Genomic DNA, 20,016 nt, shown 5'->3' on the forward strand with positions numbered 1-20,016 from the left:
TGAAGCAACAATTCAGGATTTTGAAATATGGCCCTGCCGCCCAACGTTCATGACGCTGAACCCATTCCCGCAGCCGCCCGCGAGGCCATCGACGCGCTGATGCAATCCGGCGATCTGTTCCGCTACACCGCTCCCCAGGATGCGCCGGTCACTCTGCTGGAACAGGAATACGCAGAACTCTTGGGCAGTAAATACGCACTGGCGGTTTCGTCCTGCTCTGCCGCGCTGTTCCTGTCGCTGAAGGCGCTCGGCCTGCCCCGTGACGCCCGGGTGCTGATCCCAGCCTTCACCTTTGCCGCGGTGCCCTCCTCGGTGGTGCACGCCGATTGCGTGCCGGTGCTGTGCGAGGTGGGCGATAACTACCGTATCGACATGGCTGATTTCGAGACTAAGCTGGACAGCGTGCAGGCGGTGATCATCAGCCACATGCGCGGCCATACCTCGGACATGGATGCCATCATGGCGCTTTGCGATGCCCGCGGCATCCCGGTGGTCGAGGACGCGGCGCATTCCCTGGGCACCACCTGGAACGGCCGCAACATCGGCACCATCGGCAAGGTCGGCTGCTTCTCCTTCCAGTCCTACAAGATGGTCAATGCCGGCGAAGGCGGCATCCTGATCACCGACGACGCGGACCTGATCGCCCGCGCCGCCATCATGTCCGGCGCCTACGAGCACAACTGGAAAAAACACAAGGGCCCGCATGGGGAAAACACCCCGGACCTGGAGCAGGCCTTTGCCAAATGGCAGAACCAGCTGCCGCTGTATAACCTGCGGATGAGCAATCTCTCTGCCGCGGTAATCCGTCCGCAATTGCCGGAACTGGCGCGCCGGGTGCGCGACGGTCTGGCAAACCATGACTATGTGGCAGACCGGCTGAACGGCTCTCCCTTCTTCAACGTGCCCGCACCGCTGGTCCCGGAACGCCGGGCGCCGGATTCGATCCAGTTCAACCTGGCAGGCCTCAGCGAAGAACAGACCCACGCCTTTGCCAATGCCGCAGCAGAAAAGGGTGTCAAAGTGCAGGTCTTCGGACTGTCGACCGACAATGCCCGCGCCTTCTGGAACTGGCAATTCCTGCGCGACGTGCCCGAACTGCCGCAGACCCGCGCGATGCTGATGAAGGCCTGCGACGTGCGCCTGCCGGTGCGCCTTACGCGGGCCGAGCTGGACGTGATTGCGGACATTCTGCTGTCCGCCGCCGAAGAGAGCATGGGCAAGGCAGCTGCCTGAAAACAACAGGTGCTTTAACAAGTACCCTCCCCGGCCCTGTGCTGGGGGTTTTCGTGATTGCAATCCAGGTTTGTGCCGTCCACGGTGCCGCATATGAAAGGCCCGCTGAAATTCAAACGGCGCCCGGCCACCGCGCTGGTGGCCATGGCAAATGCCTTAAGTATGGGGGATGCCGTTGCCGGAGATGAGCTGAGCCAGATCATTGGCACGGTTGTTTCCGATCGGGCTGAGCGGGCCGCGCTGCTGGCCGCCATCCGCGCCTCCAACGACCCGGACTGCGGCCTGGCCGTGGCCGACCTGCTGACCGCCTATGCCAACGAAGCTGCAGAGGCGGAAGCCCAGGCCCGCGACGCAGATCAGGTCATCGGCCAATGGGCCCAGCGGCTGGCAGCGGGCGCGCTGCTGGCGAGCTTTGGTGCAGCGATTGCCGGCACTGTAACCGGCGGGCTGGCCTTTGGCCTCGCCCTCCTTTCGTTTTCAGGCTTTGTTTTCGCAACCGCCTCCCGCATCGGCGGACGGGAAAAGGTGCGCCACCGCAAACAAGACCGGGATAGCGCCGACTCGCTGGCCCGACATGTGCTGGAAGCAGGCAAACTGAAGAAGGAGGGGAAGTGATATGGAATTTTCAGCTTTCTTCCCCTATATTGGCAGTGCAACCGGAGAAACGCATGTTTGAAGCCATGGGACTTGAGACTGTCATCGTCAGCACGATCGTCGGCGCCTGCGCCATGTCTTTTGGTGCCAGCGCTTATCTGTTCCTGCGCGCGCGTCCCGTGCCTGAGGCGAAGAGCTTGGACGAGATCGTCAAAAACGCCCCGTATCACCGGCTGCATAACGTGCTGAAAGTCGAAGCCGGATCCTGATCCACCCCTGCATCAGACTGCGCAAAAATAAGCCCCCGCCAAACTGGACAGGGGGCCTTTTCTGTCAGCGTTCTCCGCCAAGCCTCATTTCATCTTGGACAGTTTTTCCTGCAGCGCCGCCAGCTGCTTCTTAATGTCGTCCAGATCCTCGCCGCTGCTTTCGGATTTCTCCTCCTCAGCCGCTCCGCCAGTCCATCCACCAGGACCGAACCCGCCGGTCATCGCTTTTAGGAATGCTTCCTGCTGCGCCTTCATCGCCTCGAATCCCGGCATCTTGGACATCGGGTTCATTGCGTTCATGTTCTCCATCATCTTCGACTGGCTCTCACGCAGCATATCGAATGAAGACTGCAGGAACTGCGGCATCACCCCGCCGCCGGGCACCATGTAGCTGCGCACCAGATCGTTCAGCACATTGACAGGCAGCACATTCTCGCCACGGCTTTCATGCTCGGCGATGATCTGCAGCAGATACTGGCGGGTCAGATCGTCACCTGTTTTCAGGTCTACGATCTGCACCTCACGGCCTTCCCGGATGAACCCCGCGATATCCTCCAGCGTAACGTAATCGCTGGTCTCGGTGTTATAGAGCCTGCGGCTCGCATACCGTTTGATCAGCAAGGGTTTGTCCTGATCTGCCATGTGTTCCCTCCCCGGTCATGACGCATTGCAGCGAAGCCTATGCCAGTGCAGAACAAAAGGGAAGCCTTGGCGTGTTTTCCGCAACTATTGTTCTGTACAGCCCTGCCGCAGAAATACCGAAAACGCTTGACCTGAACCCGGCTTGAGCAATTATCAGTATCCCCGCACTACAATTTTCAGCGGGAGCATTCACAGACATGAACATCCTGATCCTGGGCGCCACCGGTTCCATTGGCACCGCCGTCACCCGAGAACTGGTCCGCCACGGCCACAGCGTGACCGGCCTCAGCCGGTCCGAAGCCTCCGACCGCAAGCTGGAGGCCTTGGGCGCCCGGCCGCTGCGCGGAGATCTGCTCAGCCCTGGCACCTGGGTGCGTGATGCCGCCCGCGTGGATGGGCTGATCCAGCTGGCCGCGACCTTTGATAAGGACATGGCGGCGGCTGATACCGCTGCCATCACCGCCATCCTGCGGCAAGCCGCCCTTCGCTCGCAGCCGCTGCGAATGATCTACACCGGCGGCTGCTGGCTTTATGGCGCCACCGGCAACCGGGTTGCGGATGAGACCAGTCCGATGCGCCCGATCAAGCCTTTTGCCTGGATGCAGAAAAACGCCCGCCTGACGCTGGCCAGTCCGAATGTCTCCGCCGCAGTGATCCACCCGGCTCTGGTCTATCACGAGGATGGCGGCGCCTTCTCCCGCTACCTCGACGCCGCCGCCGCCGGGCAGCCGTTTGAGATCTGGGGCAGCATCGCCACCCGCTGGCCGCTGATCCAACGCGAAGATCTGGCCCGCGCTTACCGGCTGCTGCTGGAAAACCCGGACCTCACCGGCCACTTCAACGCCAGTGCCCAGGACGGCGTACCGGTGGCTGAAATCACCCGCGAGATCGCCCGCCGCCGCGGCCATGACAGCGGCTATGTGGTGCGCAGCCTAAAGCATGTGCTGTTCAAATACGGCGACTGGGCTGAAGGCCCGGCCCTGGACCAGCAAATGAGCGCCGGCAGGCTGCGCAAACTTGCCGGATGGCAACCGCAGTTCCGCCGTTTCCAGGATGCGCAGTTTTAACCACCGCCTAGAAACCTCTGAACAAGATATCGTTTTTCCGGCATATTAAGTTACCGTACAAATTCTCAATATGATATAATAGCCCTCAGTCTTTGAGTCTGTGGTAGCGGGTACGATGGCTGACCAAGGGGACAGACAAAGACAAGCTGCCGTTCTGATCGCGGATGTCGCCGGTTTTTCGGCCTTGGCAGAAGCCAGGGAGGCCGAAACAATTGCGGCTGTCCGTGACCTGGGCAACCGGATAATCGCACCAGTTGCCCGGACCTTTTCCGGTCGGCTTGTCAAAACCTCGGGCGACGGTTTTTTTCTGGAGTTTCCCAGCGCCGTGCAGGCCGTCAAGGCCGCCCTGGAAGTTGCCGGCAGGAATGCCTCGCATATTCCAGGCCCGCTGGGCAGGCATCTTGCGTTGCGAATGGGTATACACTGCGGGAATGTGATTTCCACCGGCAGCGACCTCATGGGCAACTGCGTAAACATCGCCGCCCGCCTGCAAAGCCTTGCGGCACCCGGGGAAATCTGTGTCTCCGGCACCGTCCAGCAGCAGGTCCGCGGCAAGGTCAGCGCCGCATTCGACGACCTTGGACTGCAGAATATCCGCAATATCTCCGAACCCGTCCGGATCTACCGAATTGCGGGAAACTCGCTCCCTCCCGCTGAAACAGAGGGGGCCTCGCCGGTGGCTTCCGTTGCGGTCCTGCCCTTTTCTGCTTCCCCCCAAGGTTCGGCAGCGGCAGGCGCACTGGCAGATATGCTCACCGAAGACATCACCATAGGCCTGTCCCGCTTCCGCGCCCTGCGGGTGGTGTCCCGCAATGCCGCTCAGCGCTTTGCGGGCTTTGCCGCCAAGTCTTCCCTTGCCGCGGCAGAACTTGGTGTCCGCTACCTTGCAGAGGGCAGCGTCCGGGAATTTTCCGGCAACTTGCGGGTCACAGTGTCCCTGTCGGATGGGGCCAGCGGCAGCACCCTGTGGAGCGAACGCTACGACCATTTGGAAACCAGCGGCTTCAGCCTTCAGGATGCGCTGGCCGGACAGATCACCCAAACGCTCGCCGGGCGCCTTCAGGCGATCGCTGAAGATCTGTCCGTCAGCCATGCGGCAAGCGGCAGCGCCCCGACTGCGCGTGCGCTCGTGCTGCAAGCCAAGGCGCAAATTCTCGACTCTCCCGCCACTCTCCAGCAGTGCCGGAAGCTGTATCAGCAGGCTTGCAAAGCCGACTCCCGCCATGCCGCCGCGTTCTCCGGCTTGGCGTTGACCTATCTTGTCGAATGGATGAGCGGTTGGGGCGTCTCCCCCGAGGACACACTGGACGCGGCCTTCCCGCTGTTGCGCCACGCCGCCCGGGTTGATCCGCTGGACAGCGTCGCACAGCGGCGGCTGGCGGTCATGCATCTGTTCAAGGGCAACTTCACGCTGGCAGAGGAACACTTTCAGCGGGCGCTGATGCTGAACCCCAATGACACCGATGCCATGGCTTTCCGCGGGCTTTCCTGCATTTACCAAGGCAGGCCGCAGCAAGCTCTGGCCGAGCTGGAGCAAGCCACGGCCCTGAACCCGTTCCACCCGACCTATTTCCACTGGTTCCGCGGGTTAGCGCTTTACATGTGCCGCGAATACGGGCCCGCCGCTGCCGAGTTGAAAAAAGCCATAAATCTGTATCCCGGCTTCCCATCCCCGCACCGCCATCTGGCAGCCTGCTATGCCCAACTGGGCGAGACGGCCGCAGCAGCACAGGAATGCGGCCGGATTCTGGAGCTGGAACCGGGATTCTCGGTATCGCAGATCAGCCGGACACTGCCCTTTGCCCAGCCCGAAGATCTGGAACATTACTGCGACGGTCTGCGCCGCTCCGGACTTCCTGACTGACCCTGAAATGCAAAAGGACAGGCCTTACGGCCTGCCCTTCTTCACGTTCCGGCACCATCAGGGAGGAGAGCGGGGGCCGGTTCGTGGTCGTACTTACTTGGCAGCAGCCGAAGCTTTCTTTGCGGCCGAAGTCACCTCTTCGGTGGCCTTCTTCACGGCAGCAGTTGCTTCTTCAGTTGCGTCTTTGCCAGCAGCCATCATCAGTTCGACGGTGTCCATCTGGACTTTCTTTGCGATCTCGGCAAAGGCAGCCATGTTCTCTGCTGCCACTTCAGCGGAAGCGGAAGCGAAATCGGTTGCGGCTTTGGCATAGTCAGCCGGGTCGGCCTGCACCTTGGAAACGTCGCCCAGCTTGGCGATGGTTTCTTTGGTCCACTTGTTGGAGATCTCAGCGGATTTGCCGGCAGCGTCCAGCGCAACCGCAGACAGCTTCTCGTTCAGAGCTGCGGTGTTCTTGAATGCGTCTTCCATCGCTTTGGTGTCGACCGGGAAGGCGCCCATGAAGTCTTTCATCATCGCGGTGAAGTCTTGGGTCTTTGCCATAGTTCTAATTCCTCAGAAAGCTGCAGCAGGACCATCCTGCGTTCTTAGCATGAGGAGAATATGCATGCCGCACCGCAGCATTTCAAGGGCTTTGATGCTGCAGTGCAGAAAAAAATCGCAAACTCCATGAATTCAGCGGTTTGCCTTGACTTTCACATAGGATCCCGGTGCTGGCATCAAAGAGGGGAAACCCGAATCCCCCACTTCGCGGGCGGGAACCTGCTTGCCGGACCGTTTCTTCAGCCAGTCATTCCAGCGCGGCCACCAGGACCCCTCGTGGTATTCCGCGCCTCCCATCCACGCTTCCTGATCGCCTTTCAGGTCGTCGTTGGTGTAATGGCCGTACTTCTTCTTGCTGGGCGGATTGACGATGCCAGCGATGTGGCCGGACTCCGACACGATGAAACTCTTGCTGCGCGACCCCATCTTTTGCACGCCAGCGTAGCAGTCCTTCCAGCGGGCAATGTGATCAGTCTCGCAGGTGACCGCCATCAGCGGCACATCTACATCCTTGATATGCAGCTTGTGGCCCATCAGCTCGAACCCATCGCCGACAAATTCGTTGTTCTGGCACAGGCCCCGCAGATACTGCACCGCCATCCGGCCCGGCAGGTTGGCGCCGTCGCCGTTCCAGTAAAGCAGATCGAAAGCGGGCGGCGTCTCGCCCATCATGTAGCTTTTGACGGCGGGACCATAAATCAGGTCCTTGGAACGCAGGAACGACATAGTGCGCGCAATCACCCAGGAGCGCAGCAGCCCCTCCTCTTCCACCTGCGCCTCGATCCCGTCGACAAAGTCATTCTGCAGGAATGGGGTGAACTCGCCCTGGTCGCCGAAATCTGTCAGCGTGGTAAAGAAAGTCGCCGATTTAATAGATTTGTCTCCGCGCTGCTTCAAAAGCGACAGCGTCAGGCTCAGCGTCGTTCCGGCGATGCAATAGCCCACCGCGTTCACCTGCTTCACCTTGCAAATCTCCTTTGCCGTCTCAATCGCGGTCAGGAAACCTTCCTGAATGTAATCCTCCATCCCCACATCGGCATGGCTTGCATCAGCATTGACCCAAGAGACCACAAACAGAGTATACCCCTGCTCGGTCACCCATTTGATCAGGCTGTTCTGCGCCTTTAGGTCGAGAATGTAGAACTTGTTGATCCAAGGCGGGAATAGCACGATCGGGGTTTCGTGCACGGTTTCCGTCACCGGCTTATACTGGATCAGCTCCATCATCCGGTTGCGGTAGACCACGTCGCCCGGCGTGGTAGCGATATTGCCGCCCAGTTCAAAGGCGCTTTCATCTGCAAGCCGCACCACCAGTTCGCCATTATTGGCTTCCAGATCAGTGACCAGGTTCTCCAGACCGTCAATCAGCGACTGGCCTTCAGTTTCCACCGCCTTCTCCAGCGCATCCGGATTGGTGGGCAGGAAATTGGTCGGCGCCATCATCTCGATGATCTGATCCGCGAAATAGGTCAGCCGCTGCTTGTCCTTTCGGTCCAGGTCCACCGCATCCTGCACCGCCTGTCGGATCGCATCGGCGTTGGTCATGTACTGCTGCTTCACGAAATTGAAGTAGGGGCTGGTCTCCCACAGCGGATTCGAAAAACGGCGGTCCTTGGGGCCGCCGTCATCCGTATTTTCCGCCTTTCCAGCCAGCGCTTTCTGTGCTTCCGCAAAATTCAGCACAGACTTGCTCCAATATTCAACCTGCTGCTCCAGGATCTTGGCCGGGTTCTGCATCGCTTCGGCCCAATAGGCGGTTGCTGCACGCGCATAAAGCTCTTGATTCGGACCGTCCAAAGCCGGGTTGTGCGGCACCTTCCGGGACATGACATCGGCCAGACGCTTGCTTAATTCCTCCACGCGGCTCATGTTTTCCTTAAGCTTTTCAATGCTCTCTGGCGCGGTCGCGGCGGATAATTCGTCACTAGTTGTCATATAAAAGAATCCCTCATAGGCTTTCTGCTATGCAGAATACAATTCTGCAGGAAACAGGGCAAAGCGGCGAATGGTCCGATGTTCCGGGGTCTCCGGAAACATTACACCGGGACGGAGCGCGAAGGAGGCAGGCATGCGGTACATGATGACCTACGATCTGATGGAGACCGTCCGGAACACCAACCAATGGCTGGGCGCCACGGCCCTCTCCATGGCATCTTACCCGGTCTTTTCGGCCTTGCCAAACCCTGCCCTCAGCTGGATGGCCGCCTGGGGCGAAGTGACGGAACGTACCTACCAGCGCATGGTGGTGAAACCCGACTGGGGCATCCCCTCCTTCACCTGCGAGGACGGCAAGGACCATGTTGTTGAAATCACCAATGTGGTAGAGCGCCCCTTTGGCGATCTCATCCATTTCAAGGTCAGCGGACGCGAGGAACAGCCCCGCAAGGTGCTGCTGGTTGCCCCGATGTCCGGCCATTACGCCACCCTCCTGCGGTCCACCGTGCAAAGTCTGATCAGGAATTGTGAAGTCTATGTGACGGACTGGCACAACGCCCGCGACATCCCTGTTTCTGCGGGCAAATTCGACGTGGAGGACTATACCCTCTACCTCGTGGATTTCATGCGCGAGCTGGGTCCCGATATCCATGTGGTCGCGGTCTGCCAGCCGGTGCCGCTGACCCTGGCCGCCACCGCCTACCTGGCGGAACAAGACCCTAAGGCGCAGCCCTCCTCGTTGACACTGATCGGTGGTCCGGTGGACCCGGACGCCACCCCTACCGAAGTCACCGACTTCGGCCGCCGCGTCACTATGGGCCAGCTGGAGGAAACCATGATCCAGCGAGTCGGCTACAAGTACAAGGGCGTCGGCCGCAAAGTCTATCCGGGCCTCTTGCAGCTGGCGTCCTTCATGTCGATGAACGGCGAACGCCACTCCAAGGCTTTTGTCGATCAGATCCAGCGGGTCTCCAAGGGCGAGGCCTCGGACCATGACGCCCACAACCGCTTCTACGACGAATATCTTGCGGTGATGGACATGACCGCGGAATTCTACCTGTCGACGGTCGAGCGCATCTTCAAGAACCGCGAGATCGCCCGCAACGACTTCGTCGTGAAGGGCCACAAGGTGGATTTCTCCAAGATCACCGATGTGGCGGTGAAAACCGTCGAAGGCGCCAAGGACGACATCTCCGCCCCTGGTCAATGTATTGCCGCGCTGGACCTCTGCACCGGTCTGCCGGAAAGCAAGAAAGCCAGCCATGTGGAGCCGGGCGCCGGCCATTACGGCATCTTTGCGGGCCGCAGCTGGCGCAACAATATCCGCCCGCTGGTGATCGACTTCATGAATGCCAACAGCCGCAAGAAACCGGCTCGCCGCAAGCCCGCGAACAAGAACACCGCGGCCTGACCGCATGGCGGAAGGGCTGGCGTTTTCCTGCAATTGCGGGTCCTTGCGCGGCGAAGTTTCCGCGCATGGTATCAAGACCGGCACCCGGGTTGTCTGTTTTTGCGCCGACTGCCGCGCCAATGAGCTGTACCACGGCCAGCCGGATCCAGCGCCAGATCCGGTCGACCTGTTCCAACTGTCGCCGGACACCATAACCATCATAGAAGGCGCAGAACATCTGAGGGCGGTCCGCCTCGGCCCCCGCGGGCCGCTGCGCTGGTATGCATCCTGCTGCGGCACCCCCTTTGCCAATACGCTGGCCAAGCCCGGCCTCCCCTTTGCTGGCCTGCGGTCTGACCTGTTTCAGGACCCAGGCGCCTTGGGCAAAATCCGCGCCAAGGCCTTCCTCCCTGCCCCTGGCAAGCAGTCCCGCACCAAGGGCGGTGGCGTTATGGCCTGGGGCATCATCAGCCGGATGATCACCGCGCGGCTGTCAGGCCGGTGGAAGGACACGCCGTTTTTTGATGCCGAAACCGGCAAACCAGTGGCAGAGCCTCAGCTGATCAGCAAAACGGAGCGCGCAAAGCTCTATCCCTGAGCGCACAGCGCAGGCGAAGATGCAGGCGTGGGGCCGGCAACAGGTTCAGCCAGCCAATGCAGCAGCGCGCGGTTCACGGCATCCGGCTGCTCCAGTACTGTGAAATGCCCTGCATCCGGCAGGATTTCCAGCCGTGCCCCGGGAATCAGCTGCGCCAGCAGGTCCAATTTTGCCGGCGTCACCAGAGTATCATGCTCGCCGCCTAGAACCAGCGTGGGCACATGCACCCGCCGCATCGTGGCCTGCTGATCCGGCCGCCGCTGCAGGGCACGCGCCTGCGCCACATACATCTCCGGCCCCAACTCCAATCCCATCCGGCAGAAAAGCTTGTGCACCTCCAGCCGCAAAGGACCGGGCGCCAGCGCTTCCGCCGGCATGGTCTCCCCCAGCACGTCCTCCAGCCGTCCGGCGCGCGCGGCAACGATCTGCGGCTCCCGGCTGGCAGCCTGATCCGGTGTCTCGGCCAGCGGGCTGGCTCCAATGATGCACAACCGGCTGACCCGTTCCGGGGCCCGCCGCACCAGTTCCATCGCCAGAATGCCGCCCATCGAAAATCCCGCCAGGGCAAAGCGCGGCGGCAGGTGGCTCAGCATCCGCGCGGCGATCTTCTCCACCGTGTCGCCGCCCGCCAGCGGCAGCACCATCACCGGCATACTGCCAGAGAACGTCCTGACCTGAGCATAGAAAATCCGGCCGTCGCACATCATGCCCGGCAGCAGAACCAGGGGTTCGCGGCACGGTTGCTGGTCATAAGGCATATCCTGCCCTCGCGGTTTGCCTCCCACCCGTGGGTCAACTCTGCGGGCGGCAAAGGCCGGGATCAAGAAAAACCTTTCAACGCAGGCATTTTACAAATCCAATGCCGCCGTGCCGCCACGCTCAGTACCCGTTCCAGCGGAACGCGCCATCCTCTGCCAAAGGTGAAAACGGGTTAAAGGCGATCTCCCAGATATGCCCGCAGGGGCTGCGGAAATAACCGTGATGGCCGCCCCAGAACACATCCTGCGCAGGTTTCAGAATCTCCGCCCCGGCATCCTTTGCCGCTGCCAGCAGCTGCGCCACCTCGTCCTTGCTGCGGGTGTTTTGGCTCAGCGTCACCGCACCAGTTCCCAGCTGCTGCTCCTCCATCCCCATCTCCGCCGCAAGCGCCGCCAACGGATACAGCCCCAGCGTCTGTGAGATCAGGTCAAAGGCAATCACACCGTCCGGACTCTCCGCCCGCTGCCAGCCCAAGGCCTCGTAAAAACCCGCAGCTTGGTCCATATCCGGCACGCCCAGCGTGATTAGGCTTACCCTCTGCTCCATTCTCGAAATCCTCTTGCGGTTATAAATTTCAGCTTGCTGGCGGCAGCTGCCGCCTGCGCAATCTTACCGGCTCGCCCCAACAGGAACAATGCAAGAACATAAATACGCCAACACCTCCCCCGTGGCACCAGCTGGTAGCTCAGGCGCCGCCCAGCACGTCCAATACCGCGTCTTCAATCATCTTCAGGCAAGCTTCGTCCGAGAACCTGTGGTCCGCATCTTTCACAAGATTGAGCCGCATGTCCGGGCAAGTCGCATGATCCATCAGCCGCAGCGCGGTTTCGGTAGAGACCGCCGTATCCGCGGTTCCCTGCAGGCAGCGTGTCTTGAACGGCAGAAACAGCGGTGTGCGCAGCACTAGCCGCTTGCGCCCATCCTCAATCATCCGCTTAGAGATATGGTAGGGCTCCATGTAATCGCTCGGCAGTTTCACATAACCCTGGGAATCCAGCAGCGCCTTCTGCGCATCCGAGAAATTGGCCCAATAGCCATCCTCGGTGAAATCCGGCGCCGCGGCGATGGTCACCATGCCCTTGATCCGCTCAGGCATCTCCCGCGCCAGCAGCAGCGCTTGCCAGCCGCCCATCGACGAGCCCACCGGCACGATCCCGCCCTCTGTCAGCTGTGCGACAGCCTCCAGCGTGTCCTCATGCCAGTCACCGATGCAGCCGTCCTCAAACGTGCCGGAGCTTTCTCCGTGCCCGGAATAGTCAAACCGCAGAAACGCCTGGCCGCGCGCCTTGGCCCAGGCCTCCAGATACACGGCCTTGGTGCCCTCCATGTCAGACTTCAGCCCGCCCAGAAACACCACGCACGGCCCCTGCCCCTCGCTCTTGTGATAGGCAATCCGGCGGCCTTGGGCGGTCTCGATGTAGGATGTGGCGGGCATGTCTTTGGTCTCCTGTCCTTTTCCCAAGATGTGGCACGGCTGCGCCTGCCCCGCAAGCGGCAGCACTGCCTGCTTGCAAGCCCCCCGCCACCCTCCTTATGGTCCGCCAAAATTCTAAGGGGACCGGGGTATGTTCAGACTGATCAAGGGCATTGTGATTGCCGCCGCCATCCTGGCCGTGGCCCTGGCTGCAACTTGGGCAGTGCTGGCCCTGTGGTACCGGCTGCCTTTCGGCATCTGGCCCCGTGCCGCGCTGGCAGGCGGGTTCGCTTTGCTGGGACTGACCGTGATTTCCGGGCTGTTCCGGCGCCGGGCTTTACGCGCGCTCACCACCTTCACCCTGGCCCTGGCGGCCGTGATCCTGTGGTGGTCCACCCTGGCTCCGCCCGGTGAACGCGCATGGTCCCCCGATGTCGCCCGGCAAGTCACCGGCCAGCTGGACGGTGACATCCTGACCCTTGCCAATGTGCGCAACTTCGCCTGGGAAACGCCAGAGATCTTTACCGAAGACTGGGAGACCCGCAGCTATGACTTGACCACGCTGCGCTCCACCGACCTGTTCATGTCCTACTGGGCCGGGCCGCAAATGGCGCATATGATCGTCAGCTTCGGCTTTGAAGACGGGCGGCATATCGCCTGGTCGGTCGAGGTGCGGCGGCAGCTGGGCGGCGGTTTCTCTCCAATTGCTGATCTGTTCAAATCCAACACGCTGGTTTTGATCGCCGCGGATGAGCGTGATCTGGTCGGCACCCGCACCAATGCCCGCGGCGAGGATGTGCAGCTGTTCCGCATCGGTGTCAGCCCAGATACCGCGCGCGCCTTGCTGCTGCAATATGTCGAAACCGCCAACAGCCTGGCAGCCCGCCCGCAGTGGTACAATTCGCTCACCACCAATTGCACCACCGTGGTGATGGGGCTTATTCGCAGCTTCGCTGACGAGGTCCCGCTGGACTGGCGCCTGCTGGTCAATGGTTACCTGCCGGAATACGCATGGGAACAGGGCGTCCTGGACCAGAGCCGCAGTGTCGCCGACCTGCGCGCGCTTGGCAGCATCACGCCGATTGCGCAGGCGCACGGCGTGACACCTGACTACTCAGCAATGATCCGCGAAGGGGTCCCGTCACCAGCCCGGTAACCCAGGATCCCTCCCATCTGGCTGAAGATATCCCGGGGAGCGCGAGGGGCCGGCCCCTTGCTTGCCTGGCAGCGGATCAGGACAACCCGGCAACCAGGGCCCCGTCGGCCTTCTGCATCTGCAAGCGGCCCAGCAGGTTCTGGATCCGGGTCAGGGTCTCGCTGGTGCGCACAGCCTTCTCTTGGTTCACCCCGCCTTCGATATGCGCGCCATGCTCATACGACAGATGCCGCTGCGAAAGGATCTTTTGCGACTGGCACAGCGCGGTTTCTATCAGATCCACATCTTCAACCGTCAGGTCAAAGTTCGGGTTCGGGCGGCTCATCGGAACACTCCTGGTATGTCCATTGGGTCTAGGGTTTCCGCCAACCTGCCCCGGATCGCCAGCCATATCAACAATTTTTTTGTTATTTTTCAATTGCTTACCAGTATACACATATGTGCAATCGCATGCATAGGCACACAATCGGAAATTCCTGCGCAATTACAACCGCATGCAAAGCCGTCTTGACTTGCCCCTGCATTGGCAGCAAAACGCGCAGACCAAACACATACCCGCAACCGGGCGTTCTGTGGGCGCCAAACCGACGAGGAGAGCCTTTAGATGGCCGAAATCTCTCTCACCTTCCCCGATGGCAATGCACGATCCTATGACGCAGGCGTCACGCCCGCGCAGGTGGCTTCCAGCATTTCCACCTCGCTGGCCAAGAAGGCCATCTCCGCCACCGTCAACGATCAGCACTGGGACTTGCAGTGGCCGATCAACGGTGACGCCACCATCGCCATCCACACCATGAAGGACGAAGTTCAGGCCAATGAGCTGATCCGCCACGACCTGGCGCACGTCATGGCGCGCGCGGTGCAGGAAATCTGGCCCGACACCAAGGTCACCATCGGCCCGGTGATTGAAAACGGCTGGTACTACGACTTCGACCGCGCTGAGCCTTTCACCCCCGAAGACCTCGGCGCCATCGAGAAAAAGATGAAGGAAATCATCAACAAGCGTGATGAGGTCCGGACCGAGGTGTGGGAACGCGACCGCGCGATCCAGCATTACACCGACTTGGGCGAACCCTATAAGGTCGAGCTGATCGAGAGCATCCCGGGTGATGAGCCGCTCAGGATGTACTGGCACGGCGACTGGCAGGACCTCTGCCGCGGCCCGCACCTGCAGCACACCGGCCAGCTGCCGGGCGATGCGTTCAAGCTGATGTCGATCGCCGGCGCCTACTGGCGCGGCGACAGCTCCCGCGCCATGCTGCAGCGGATCTACGGCGTTGCCTTCACCGGCAAGGAGAAGCTCAAGGCGCATCTCACCATGCTGGAAGAGGCCGCCAAGCGCGACCACCGCAAGCTGGGCCGCGAGATGGACCTGTTCCACATGCAGGAAGAGGCGCCGGGCCAAATCTTCTGGCACCCGAACGGCTGGAAAGTCTACACTCAGCTGCAGGACTACATGCGCCGCCAGCAGGAAAAGGGCGGCTATGTCGAGGTGAACACCCCGCAGGTGGTCGACCGCAAGCTGTGGGAGGCTTCGGGACACTGGGAAAAATACCAGGAAAACATGTTCATCGTCGAAGTCGACGAAGAGCACGCCCGCGAAAAGGCTGTGAACGCGCTGAAGCCAATGAACTGCCCCTGCCACGTGCAGATCTTCAATCAGGGCCTCAAATCCTACCGCGACCTGCCGCTGCGCATGGCCGAATTCGGCTCCTGCAACCGCTATGAGCCCTCGGGCGCGCTGCACGGCATCATGCGGGTGCGCGGCTTTACCCAGGACGACGCGCATATCTTCTGCGCCGAAGACCAGATTGAGGCGGAAACCAAGAAATTCATCGACTTCCTGTCGGAGATCTATAAGGATCTCGGATTTGAGAAGTTCTCGGTCAAATTCTCCGACCGCCCGGAGAAGCGCTCCGGCTCTGACGAGGTCTGGGACAAGTCTGAGGCGGCGCTGAAGGCCGCAACCGAAGCGGCAGGCTGCGAATATGAACTGAACCCGGGCGAAGGTGCCTTCTATGGCCCCAAGCTGGAATTCGTGCTGACCGACGCCATCGGCCGCGACTGGCAGTGCGGCACGCTGCAGGTGGACTTTGTCCTGCCGGAACGTCTGGATGCCACTTATATCGGTGCTGATGGCGCCAAGCACCGCCCGGTCATGCTGCACCGCGCCACCCTCGGCAGTTTCGAGCGTTTCATCGGTATCCTGATCGAGGAACACGCAGGCAAGCTGCCGTTCTGGCTGGCGCCGCGGCAGGTGGTGGTCGCCTCAATCACCTCCGACGCGGATGATTACGTGCAAGAGGTTGTGGCAGAACTGAAAAAGGCAGGCGTCCGCGCTGAGGCCGACGTCCGTAACGAGAAGATCAACTACAAGGTCCGCGAGCATTCGGTGGGCAAGGTTCCAGTCATTCTCGCCGTCGGCCACCGCGAAGTGGAAGAGCGCACCGTCTCTGTGCGCCGTCTTGGCGAAAAGCAGACCAAGGTCGAGAGCCTCGAAAATGTTACAAAGGCGCTGGCGGTTGAGGCCACCCCGCCGGATCTTCTGTAACAATTCAAAGCCAAATCACCGTAAACGGCCCCCACCCGGGGGCCGTTTTGTTTCAAACCCGCGCAAATCCCCTTAAAAACATACCTTTGCACCTCTTTTCGCTGCTACTTCCGGTCACATAAGCTGACGCAGATGTGAGACACGGCCTCGTGACTTAAATTCCTGAAAACCTCGGGTTAGTGTTTCCATGTCATCACGACACCGCATGCTAAAACCGAAAGGAATTTACGAGATGTCGAACACCGCAAAATCTCTGGCCGTTGCTGGTGCCGTTGCCGCAGCTCTGACCGCAGCTTCCACCATCCCCGCCGCCGCTGGCACCAAGGAAAAGTGCTATGGCGTGTCGCTGGCGGGCCAGAACGACTGCGCCGCGGGTCCCGGCACCACTTGCGCCGGCACCTCGACCGTAGACTACCAGGGTAACGCCTGGACTCTGGTTGACGCAGGCACCTGCGAAGGCCTGGAACTGCCGGCACAGGCAGACGGCTCCGCACGCAGCGGTTCGCTGGAGCCGCTGGAGCGTGACCTACCGGCATAACTGCCGTTAGAATCCGGGGGCGGGAGTGTCAATTCCCGCCCCCTTTGCACCCTGATACAGGACCTGCCATGCTTGACGCCGCTGCACATGACAAACTGCCCGCCGCCCCCGGCGTTGGCTACAAGCCGCAGCATTTTGCCCAGATCACCGCTGATCCAGGCAGCGTCAAATGGCTGGAAATACACGCAGAAAACTACATGGGGGACGGCGGCCGCCCAATCGCGCAGCTGCACCATCTCTCCGAACGCTTTGCCATGTCGGTGCATGGCGTCGGTCTCTCCATCGGTGGCGAAGGCCCCTTGGATGCTGACCACCTGGCCCGGCTCAAGCATCTGGTCTCCTGGCTGAACCCCGCCAGATTTTCTGAACATCTGGCCTGGTCCACCCACGACAGCCATTTCTACAATGACCTGCTGCCGCTGCCCTATACGGATGCCAGCCTGCAGCGTATCTGCAGCCACATTGATCAGCTGCAAGACACCATTGGCCGCCGGATGCTGCTGGAAAACCCCTCCAGCTATCTCGCCTTTGCTGAAAGCACCTGGTCGGAACCGGAGTTCCTTGCCGAAATCGCCCGCCGCACCGGCTGCGGGCTGCTTTTGGACGTGAACAACGTCTTTGTCTCTGCCACCAACCTGGATTTCTCGCCGCAGGGCTATATCGACGCCTTCCCGCTGGAAAAGGTCGGCGAAATCCACCTGGGCGGCCATGACGAGGATGAGGACGACCACGGCCGCCCGCTGCTGATCGACAGCCACGGGCGCGAGGTGGTCGACCCGGTCTGGGCGCTCTTGGACTACACGCTGGCGCAATCCGGCCCAAAGCCGGTGCTGATCGAATGGGACAACGACGTCCCCGACTGGCCGGTGCTGGAGGCCGAGGCCGCCCGCGCCGCAACCGCGCTGGAGCGCGTCCCGGCATGAGCGTCACCCAGGCAGAATTCACCCGCGCCATGATGGATGCGGGCCAAGCGGTGCCGGTTGGGCTGACCGATCACCTGGCACAGCCTGCCGGCCGCCGCTTCAGCGTCTACCGAAACAACGTCGCCGTGTCGCTGACTGAGGCAATGCACAGCGCATTTCCGGTGATCGCCAAGCTCCTTGGCAAACAGAACATGGACGGGCTGGCCGGTATCTACCTGCGCCAGCACCCGCCGTCCTCGCCGCTGATGATGTTCTACGGCGAACATTTTCCGGACTTCCTGGAAGGCATGGAGCAGCTCAAGCATCTGGGCTATCTCGGCGACACCGCCCGGCTGGAGCTAGCCCTGCGCCGCGCCTACCACGCCGCCGACGCAGCCCCGATTGCACCTGAAGAACTCGGCGCCCTGCCGCCGGATGAAGTGATGAACACACGCCTGACGCTGGCGCCCGCTGTGCAGGTGCTGCGCTCGCCCTGGCCGATCCATGCACTGTGGCTGTACAACACCGAAGACGGCGCGCCCGAGCCCCAGGCACAGGCGCAGGACGTGCTGATCACCCGGCCCGATTTCGACCCCATCCCCCTGGTCTTGCCGCCCGGCGGCGCGGACTGGATCAGCGCCCTGATGGCGGGCGCCACCATCGGCGAAGCCCTGGAGCTGGCAACCGCCAAATACGAAACCTTCGACCTGGGTGCCACGCTGGCCCTGCTGTTGCAGGGCGGCGCAATAACAGGACTGGACAGCAAAGGGTAAGACCATGCACGCACTCGTCTCCATTCACAACACAGTATTCGGCCTGGTGGAAAAGGCCGGAGACTGGCTGATGCCGCTGGCCGCACGCTTTGTCTTCGCGTCCACGCTGCTGCTTTACTATTGGAACTCAGGCCTGACCAAGCTGGGTGATGGCCTCCTCGGCCTGTTCAGCCCGTCGATCGGTGCCTATAGCCAGATCTTTCCGAAACAGCTGGAGGCCGCGGGCTATGACGTTTCCCAATTCGGCATCTTCCAATGGGCCGTGGTCATGGCCGGCACATATGCGGAATTCATCCTGCCGCTGCTGATCGTCATCGGCCTGTTTACCCGCCTGGCATCGCTCGGCATGATCGGCTTTGTTGTCGTTCAGTCGCTGACCGACGTGGTCGGCCATGGCGCCACTGACACCAAGACCCTGGGCGCCCTGTTCGACCGCTTCCCCGACAGCGTGATCATGGACCAGCGCCTGTTCTGGATCTTTGTTCTGGCCTATCTGGTCGTGAAAGGGGCCGGCGCCCTGTCCGCCGATGCGCTGCTGCGCCGCCGGATGGAGCCTGCCGTCGCCTGACACTGGGCGAAGCCGCAAAAGTCAAAGGCGCCCTGCCCCTGGCAGCGGCGCCTTTTCTTCTGCCCGCGCTCAGAAATGCGCCTTGGGCTCATCCGGCTGGCCTGCTGCCAGCGCCATAAACCCGCCCGCGGCGGCAAAGCTCAGCGGGAAGATGGTAAAGACGTTGAGACCAAAGCCCGCATACATCCCTGCAGCCGAACCCAATAGCAGGATGCCGCCCCACAGCGCTCGCGCCCGCGCCATCGCACCACCGGCAATCGCCAGCAGCGGTGACAGCACCGCCAGCAGCCGCAGCCGTTCTACATTGGCGACCTGCTCTGCCAGCCCTTCAACCTCACCGAAATGCTCAACCGCAGCGGTGTAGCCATAGCCGAAGAACCCAACCACCATGCCAAAGATCCCGGCGATAATTCCTAGAACAAGGGCCGCATTGCGCATTAACTGTCTCCCAACACCTGAGGCACCGACATAAGCGCAGCCTCAATCCGCGCCAAGGGCAGACCGCGTGTTCTGATCCCACCCAAGGAATAATTCCCCGTCGCGCTCAATCAGCGGCCGCTTCATCAGTGCCGGATGGTCACGCAGCAGCGCCAGCGGCGTGCCAGCCCGCTCCGCCTCGCTGAGACCCCGCCAGGTGGTAGAACGGGTGTTCACCAGCTTGTCCCCGAACCGGGCCAGGGCCGCCTCGAGCAGCCCCTCTGGCATACCATCCGTGCGGATATCGACCAATGTTGAGTTTTCAATTTTTTTCAGTGCCTTACGGCAGGTATCGCAGTTCTTCAGCCCGTATATCTTCATCGCTCTTCTGTCCTCCACAGCAGCATTCACACAATTTATGGTAGAATTCACCGGTTTCTCTTGATTTTCGGCCAGCCCGTGTAAAACTCTAAGTTGTCCGGCCTCGCCCTGCTCAATTCAGACAGGGAACAGGCCGGATGGCTTGGGAAACCCCAAGGCAAAGTGCAAAGTAGAAGGAGACACGGGAAATGCCAAGCGGCACCGTGAAGTGGTTCAACACCACCAAAGGGTACGGGTTTATTGAACCCGATGAAGGCGGCAAGGATGTGTTTGTGCACATTTCCGCGGTGGAGCGGTCGGGCATGACCGGTCTCGCCGACAATATGAAAATCGACTACGAGCTGACCGAAGGCCGCGATGGCCGGAAAATGGCTGCAGACCTCAAAGCGATTTAATCTTTCAATTCTGCGCTGCGCCCGGAT

At 61.2% G+C, this 20,016-nt stretch carries 23 protein-coding genes; 14 read left to right on the forward strand and 9 right to left on the reverse strand.

Translation table 11 applies throughout. The features are described 5' to 3' along the window. The first annotated feature begins 27 nt into the window (after positions 1-27). From ACXAHG_RS03910 to ACXAHG_RS03920, 3 genes are all read left to right on the forward strand, one after another. On the forward strand, positions 28-1,233 hold the full coding sequence (locus ACXAHG_RS03910) for a DegT/DnrJ/EryC1/StrS family aminotransferase (protein WP_475042496.1): 1,206 nt from the start codon (positions 28-30) through the stop codon (positions 1,231-1,233). Between the two features lie 93 nt (positions 1,234-1,326). Continuing rightward, complete coding sequence (locus ACXAHG_RS03915; protein WP_475055970.1) at positions 1,327-1,848, forward strand: hypothetical protein; 522 nt, start codon at positions 1,327-1,329, stop codon at positions 1,846-1,848. 65 nt (positions 1,849-1,913) lie between these two features. After that, the gene (locus ACXAHG_RS03920; RefSeq protein ID WP_475055971.1) at positions 1,914-2,096 is read left to right on the forward strand and encodes a hypothetical protein; all 183 of its coding nucleotides are present in this window, start codon (positions 1,914-1,916) and stop codon (positions 2,094-2,096) included. Positions 2,097-2,180: 84 nt separating this feature from the next. Here the strand turns inward: ACXAHG_RS03920 and phaR are convergent, their stop codons facing one another. Then, entirely contained in the window at positions 2,181-2,738 is a 558-nt protein-coding gene (gene phaR / locus ACXAHG_RS03925) for a polyhydroxyalkanoate synthesis repressor PhaR (RefSeq protein WP_475042491.1), read from the reverse strand. Positions 2,739-2,935: 197 nt separating this feature from the next. Here phaR and ACXAHG_RS03930 point away from each other — a divergent pair, with 197 nt between their 5' ends. Together ACXAHG_RS03930 and ACXAHG_RS03935 are read left to right on the forward strand one after the other, a co-directional pair. After that, on the forward strand, positions 2,936-3,805 hold the full coding sequence (locus ACXAHG_RS03930) for an NAD-dependent epimerase/dehydratase family protein (RefSeq protein WP_475055973.1): 870 nt from the start codon (positions 2,936-2,938) through the stop codon (positions 3,803-3,805). A 115-nt stretch (positions 3,806-3,920) separates the two neighbouring features. Then, a complete protein-coding gene (locus tag ACXAHG_RS03935) occupies positions 3,921-5,669 on the forward strand; it encodes an adenylate/guanylate cyclase domain-containing protein (RefSeq protein WP_475055974.1) in 1,749 nt (582 codons plus the stop codon). A gap of 93 nt (positions 5,670-5,762) precedes the next feature. Here the strand turns inward: ACXAHG_RS03935 and ACXAHG_RS03940 are convergent, their stop codons facing one another. Continuing rightward, positions 5,763-6,212 (reverse strand): phasin family protein, encoded by a 450-nt coding sequence (locus ACXAHG_RS03940; protein ID WP_475042487.1) that lies wholly within the window; start codon positions 6,210-6,212, stop codon positions 5,763-5,765. Between the two features lie 132 nt (positions 6,213-6,344). After that, the gene (locus ACXAHG_RS03945; RefSeq protein WP_475042486.1) at positions 6,345-8,147 is read right to left on the reverse strand and encodes a PHA/PHB synthase family protein; all 1,803 of its coding nucleotides are present in this window, start codon (positions 8,145-8,147) and stop codon (positions 6,345-6,347) included. A 133-nt stretch (positions 8,148-8,280) separates the two neighbouring features. Here ACXAHG_RS03945 and phaZ point away from each other — a divergent pair, with 133 nt between their 5' ends. Together phaZ and ACXAHG_RS03955 are read left to right on the forward strand one after the other, a co-directional pair. Beyond that, entirely contained in the window at positions 8,281-9,558 is a 1,278-nt protein-coding gene (phaZ, locus tag ACXAHG_RS03950; RefSeq protein ID WP_475042485.1) for a polyhydroxyalkanoate depolymerase, read from the forward strand. 4 nt (positions 9,559-9,562) lie between these two features. Next, complete coding sequence (locus ACXAHG_RS03955; protein ID WP_475042484.1) at positions 9,563-10,135, forward strand: DUF6151 family protein; 573 nt, start codon at positions 9,563-9,565, stop codon at positions 10,133-10,135. Here ACXAHG_RS03955 and ACXAHG_RS03960 read toward each other — a convergent pair. From ACXAHG_RS03960 to ACXAHG_RS03970, 3 genes are all read right to left on the reverse strand, one after another. Further along, complete coding sequence (locus ACXAHG_RS03960) at positions 10,126-10,893, reverse strand: alpha/beta fold hydrolase (RefSeq protein WP_475042482.1); 768 nt, start codon at positions 10,891-10,893, stop codon at positions 10,126-10,128. The genes ACXAHG_RS03955 and ACXAHG_RS03960 overlap by 10 nt on opposite strands. A gap of 121 nt (positions 10,894-11,014) precedes the next feature. Further along, the gene (locus ACXAHG_RS03965; RefSeq protein ID WP_475042481.1) at positions 11,015-11,440 is read right to left on the reverse strand and encodes a VOC family protein; all 426 of its coding nucleotides are present in this window, start codon (positions 11,438-11,440) and stop codon (positions 11,015-11,017) included. Positions 11,441-11,579: 139 nt separating this feature from the next. Next, positions 11,580-12,329 (reverse strand): alpha/beta hydrolase, encoded by a 750-nt coding sequence (locus ACXAHG_RS03970; RefSeq protein ID WP_475055975.1) that lies wholly within the window; start codon positions 12,327-12,329, stop codon positions 11,580-11,582. Positions 12,330-12,459: 130 nt separating this feature from the next. On the opposite strand from ACXAHG_RS03970, the gene ACXAHG_RS03975 reads away from it, so the two are divergent. Then, complete coding sequence (locus ACXAHG_RS03975; RefSeq protein WP_475055977.1) at positions 12,460-13,464, forward strand: Lnb N-terminal periplasmic domain-containing protein; 1,005 nt, start codon at positions 12,460-12,462, stop codon at positions 13,462-13,464. A 76-nt stretch (positions 13,465-13,540) separates the two neighbouring features. Here the strand turns inward: ACXAHG_RS03975 and ACXAHG_RS03980 are convergent, their stop codons facing one another. Continuing rightward, complete coding sequence (locus tag ACXAHG_RS03980) at positions 13,541-13,789, reverse strand: hypothetical protein (RefSeq protein WP_475055979.1); 249 nt, start codon at positions 13,787-13,789, stop codon at positions 13,541-13,543. Positions 13,790-14,068: 279 nt separating this feature from the next. On the opposite strand from ACXAHG_RS03980, the gene thrS reads away from it, so the two are divergent. From thrS to ACXAHG_RS04005, 5 genes are all read left to right on the forward strand, one after another. Next, positions 14,069-16,015 (forward strand): threonine--tRNA ligase, encoded by a 1,947-nt coding sequence (gene thrS / locus ACXAHG_RS03985; protein WP_475055980.1) that lies wholly within the window; start codon positions 14,069-14,071, stop codon positions 16,013-16,015. Between the two features lie 232 nt (positions 16,016-16,247). Further along, positions 16,248-16,553, forward strand: coding sequence for a BufA1 family periplasmic bufferin-type metallophore (locus ACXAHG_RS03990; RefSeq protein ID WP_475042473.1), 306 nt, complete (start codon positions 16,248-16,250; stop codon positions 16,551-16,553). Between the two features lie 68 nt (positions 16,554-16,621). Then, entirely contained in the window at positions 16,622-17,476 is an 855-nt protein-coding gene (bufB, locus tag ACXAHG_RS03995; protein WP_475055982.1) for an MNIO family bufferin maturase, read from the forward strand. Further along, positions 17,473-18,228, forward strand: coding sequence for an HvfC/BufC N-terminal domain-containing protein (locus tag ACXAHG_RS04000; protein ID WP_475055983.1), 756 nt, complete (start codon positions 17,473-17,475; stop codon positions 18,226-18,228). The genes bufB and ACXAHG_RS04000 overlap by 4 nt, the downstream gene beginning before the upstream one ends. 4 nt (positions 18,229-18,232) lie before the next feature. After that, positions 18,233-18,796 (forward strand): DoxX family protein, encoded by a 564-nt coding sequence (locus tag ACXAHG_RS04005; protein WP_475042467.1) that lies wholly within the window; start codon positions 18,233-18,235, stop codon positions 18,794-18,796. Between the two features lie 69 nt (positions 18,797-18,865). Here ACXAHG_RS04005 and ACXAHG_RS04010 read toward each other — a convergent pair whose 3' ends face one another. Further along, entirely contained in the window at positions 18,866-19,234 is a 369-nt protein-coding gene (locus tag ACXAHG_RS04010; RefSeq protein WP_475042465.1) for a hypothetical protein, read from the reverse strand. Between the two features lie 42 nt (positions 19,235-19,276). Next, on the reverse strand, positions 19,277-19,594 hold the full coding sequence (locus ACXAHG_RS04015) for an ArsC/Spx/MgsR family protein (protein WP_475042463.1): 318 nt from the start codon (positions 19,592-19,594) through the stop codon (positions 19,277-19,279). 188 nt (positions 19,595-19,782) lie between these two features. Between ACXAHG_RS04015 and ACXAHG_RS04020 the strand changes: the two genes are divergently transcribed. After that, positions 19,783-19,989: a cold-shock protein gene (locus tag ACXAHG_RS04020; protein WP_475042462.1), complete on the forward strand. Its 207-nt coding sequence runs from the start codon at positions 19,783-19,785 to the stop codon at positions 19,987-19,989. Positions 19,990-20,016: the final 27 nt, after the last annotated feature.

The sequence above is a fragment of the Leisingera sp. ABD4_442 genome (genome assembly GCF_056160905.1).

Excerpts from the sequence above, each read along its gene's own strand:
- ACXAHG_RS03910 (WP_475042496.1), top strand. The coding sequence starts at position 28 with ATGGCCCTGCCGCCCAACGTTCATGACGCTGAACCCATTCCCGCAGCC.
- ACXAHG_RS03915 (WP_475055970.1), top strand. The coding sequence starts at position 1,327 with ATGAAAGGCCCGCTGAAATTCAAACGGCGCCCGGCCACCGCGCTGGTG.
- ACXAHG_RS03920 (WP_475055971.1), top strand. The coding sequence starts at position 1,914 with ATGGGACTTGAGACTGTCATCGTCAGCACGATCGTCGGCGCCTGCGCC.
- phaR (WP_475042491.1), bottom strand. The coding sequence starts at position 2,738 with ATGGCAGATCAGGACAAACCCTTGCTGATCAAACGGTATGCGAGCCGC.
- ACXAHG_RS03930 (WP_475055973.1), top strand. The coding sequence starts at position 2,936 with ATGAACATCCTGATCCTGGGCGCCACCGGTTCCATTGGCACCGCCGTC.
- ACXAHG_RS03935 (WP_475055974.1), top strand. The coding sequence starts at position 3,921 with ATGGCTGACCAAGGGGACAGACAAAGACAAGCTGCCGTTCTGATCGCG.
- ACXAHG_RS03940 (WP_475042487.1), bottom strand. The coding sequence starts at position 6,212 with ATGGCAAAGACCCAAGACTTCACCGCGATGATGAAAGACTTCATGGGC.
- ACXAHG_RS03945 (WP_475042486.1), bottom strand. The coding sequence starts at position 8,147 with ATGACAACTAGTGACGAATTATCCGCCGCGACCGCGCCAGAGAGCATT.
- phaZ (WP_475042485.1), top strand. The coding sequence starts at position 8,281 with ATGCGGTACATGATGACCTACGATCTGATGGAGACCGTCCGGAACACC.
- ACXAHG_RS03955 (WP_475042484.1), top strand. The coding sequence starts at position 9,563 with ATGGCGGAAGGGCTGGCGTTTTCCTGCAATTGCGGGTCCTTGCGCGGC.
- ACXAHG_RS03960 (WP_475042482.1), bottom strand. The coding sequence starts at position 10,893 with ATGCCTTATGACCAGCAACCGTGCCGCGAACCCCTGGTTCTGCTGCCG.
- ACXAHG_RS03965 (WP_475042481.1), bottom strand. The coding sequence starts at position 11,440 with ATGGAGCAGAGGGTAAGCCTAATCACGCTGGGCGTGCCGGATATGGAC.
- ACXAHG_RS03970 (WP_475055975.1), bottom strand. The coding sequence starts at position 12,329 with ATGCCCGCCACATCCTACATCGAGACCGCCCAAGGCCGCCGGATTGCC.
- ACXAHG_RS03975 (WP_475055977.1), top strand. The coding sequence starts at position 12,460 with ATGTTCAGACTGATCAAGGGCATTGTGATTGCCGCCGCCATCCTGGCC.
- ACXAHG_RS03980 (WP_475055979.1), bottom strand. The coding sequence starts at position 13,789 with ATGAGCCGCCCGAACCCGAACTTTGACCTGACGGTTGAAGATGTGGAT.
- thrS (WP_475055980.1), top strand. The coding sequence starts at position 14,069 with ATGGCCGAAATCTCTCTCACCTTCCCCGATGGCAATGCACGATCCTAT.
- ACXAHG_RS03990 (WP_475042473.1), top strand. The coding sequence starts at position 16,248 with ATGTCGAACACCGCAAAATCTCTGGCCGTTGCTGGTGCCGTTGCCGCA.
- bufB (WP_475055982.1), top strand. The coding sequence starts at position 16,622 with ATGCTTGACGCCGCTGCACATGACAAACTGCCCGCCGCCCCCGGCGTT.
- ACXAHG_RS04000 (WP_475055983.1), top strand. The coding sequence starts at position 17,473 with ATGAGCGTCACCCAGGCAGAATTCACCCGCGCCATGATGGATGCGGGC.
- ACXAHG_RS04005 (WP_475042467.1), top strand. The coding sequence starts at position 18,233 with ATGCACGCACTCGTCTCCATTCACAACACAGTATTCGGCCTGGTGGAA.
- ACXAHG_RS04010 (WP_475042465.1), bottom strand. The coding sequence starts at position 19,234 with ATGCGCAATGCGGCCCTTGTTCTAGGAATTATCGCCGGGATCTTTGGC.
- ACXAHG_RS04015 (WP_475042463.1), bottom strand. The coding sequence starts at position 19,594 with ATGAAGATATACGGGCTGAAGAACTGCGATACCTGCCGTAAGGCACTG.
- ACXAHG_RS04020 (WP_475042462.1), top strand. The coding sequence starts at position 19,783 with ATGCCAAGCGGCACCGTGAAGTGGTTCAACACCACCAAAGGGTACGGG.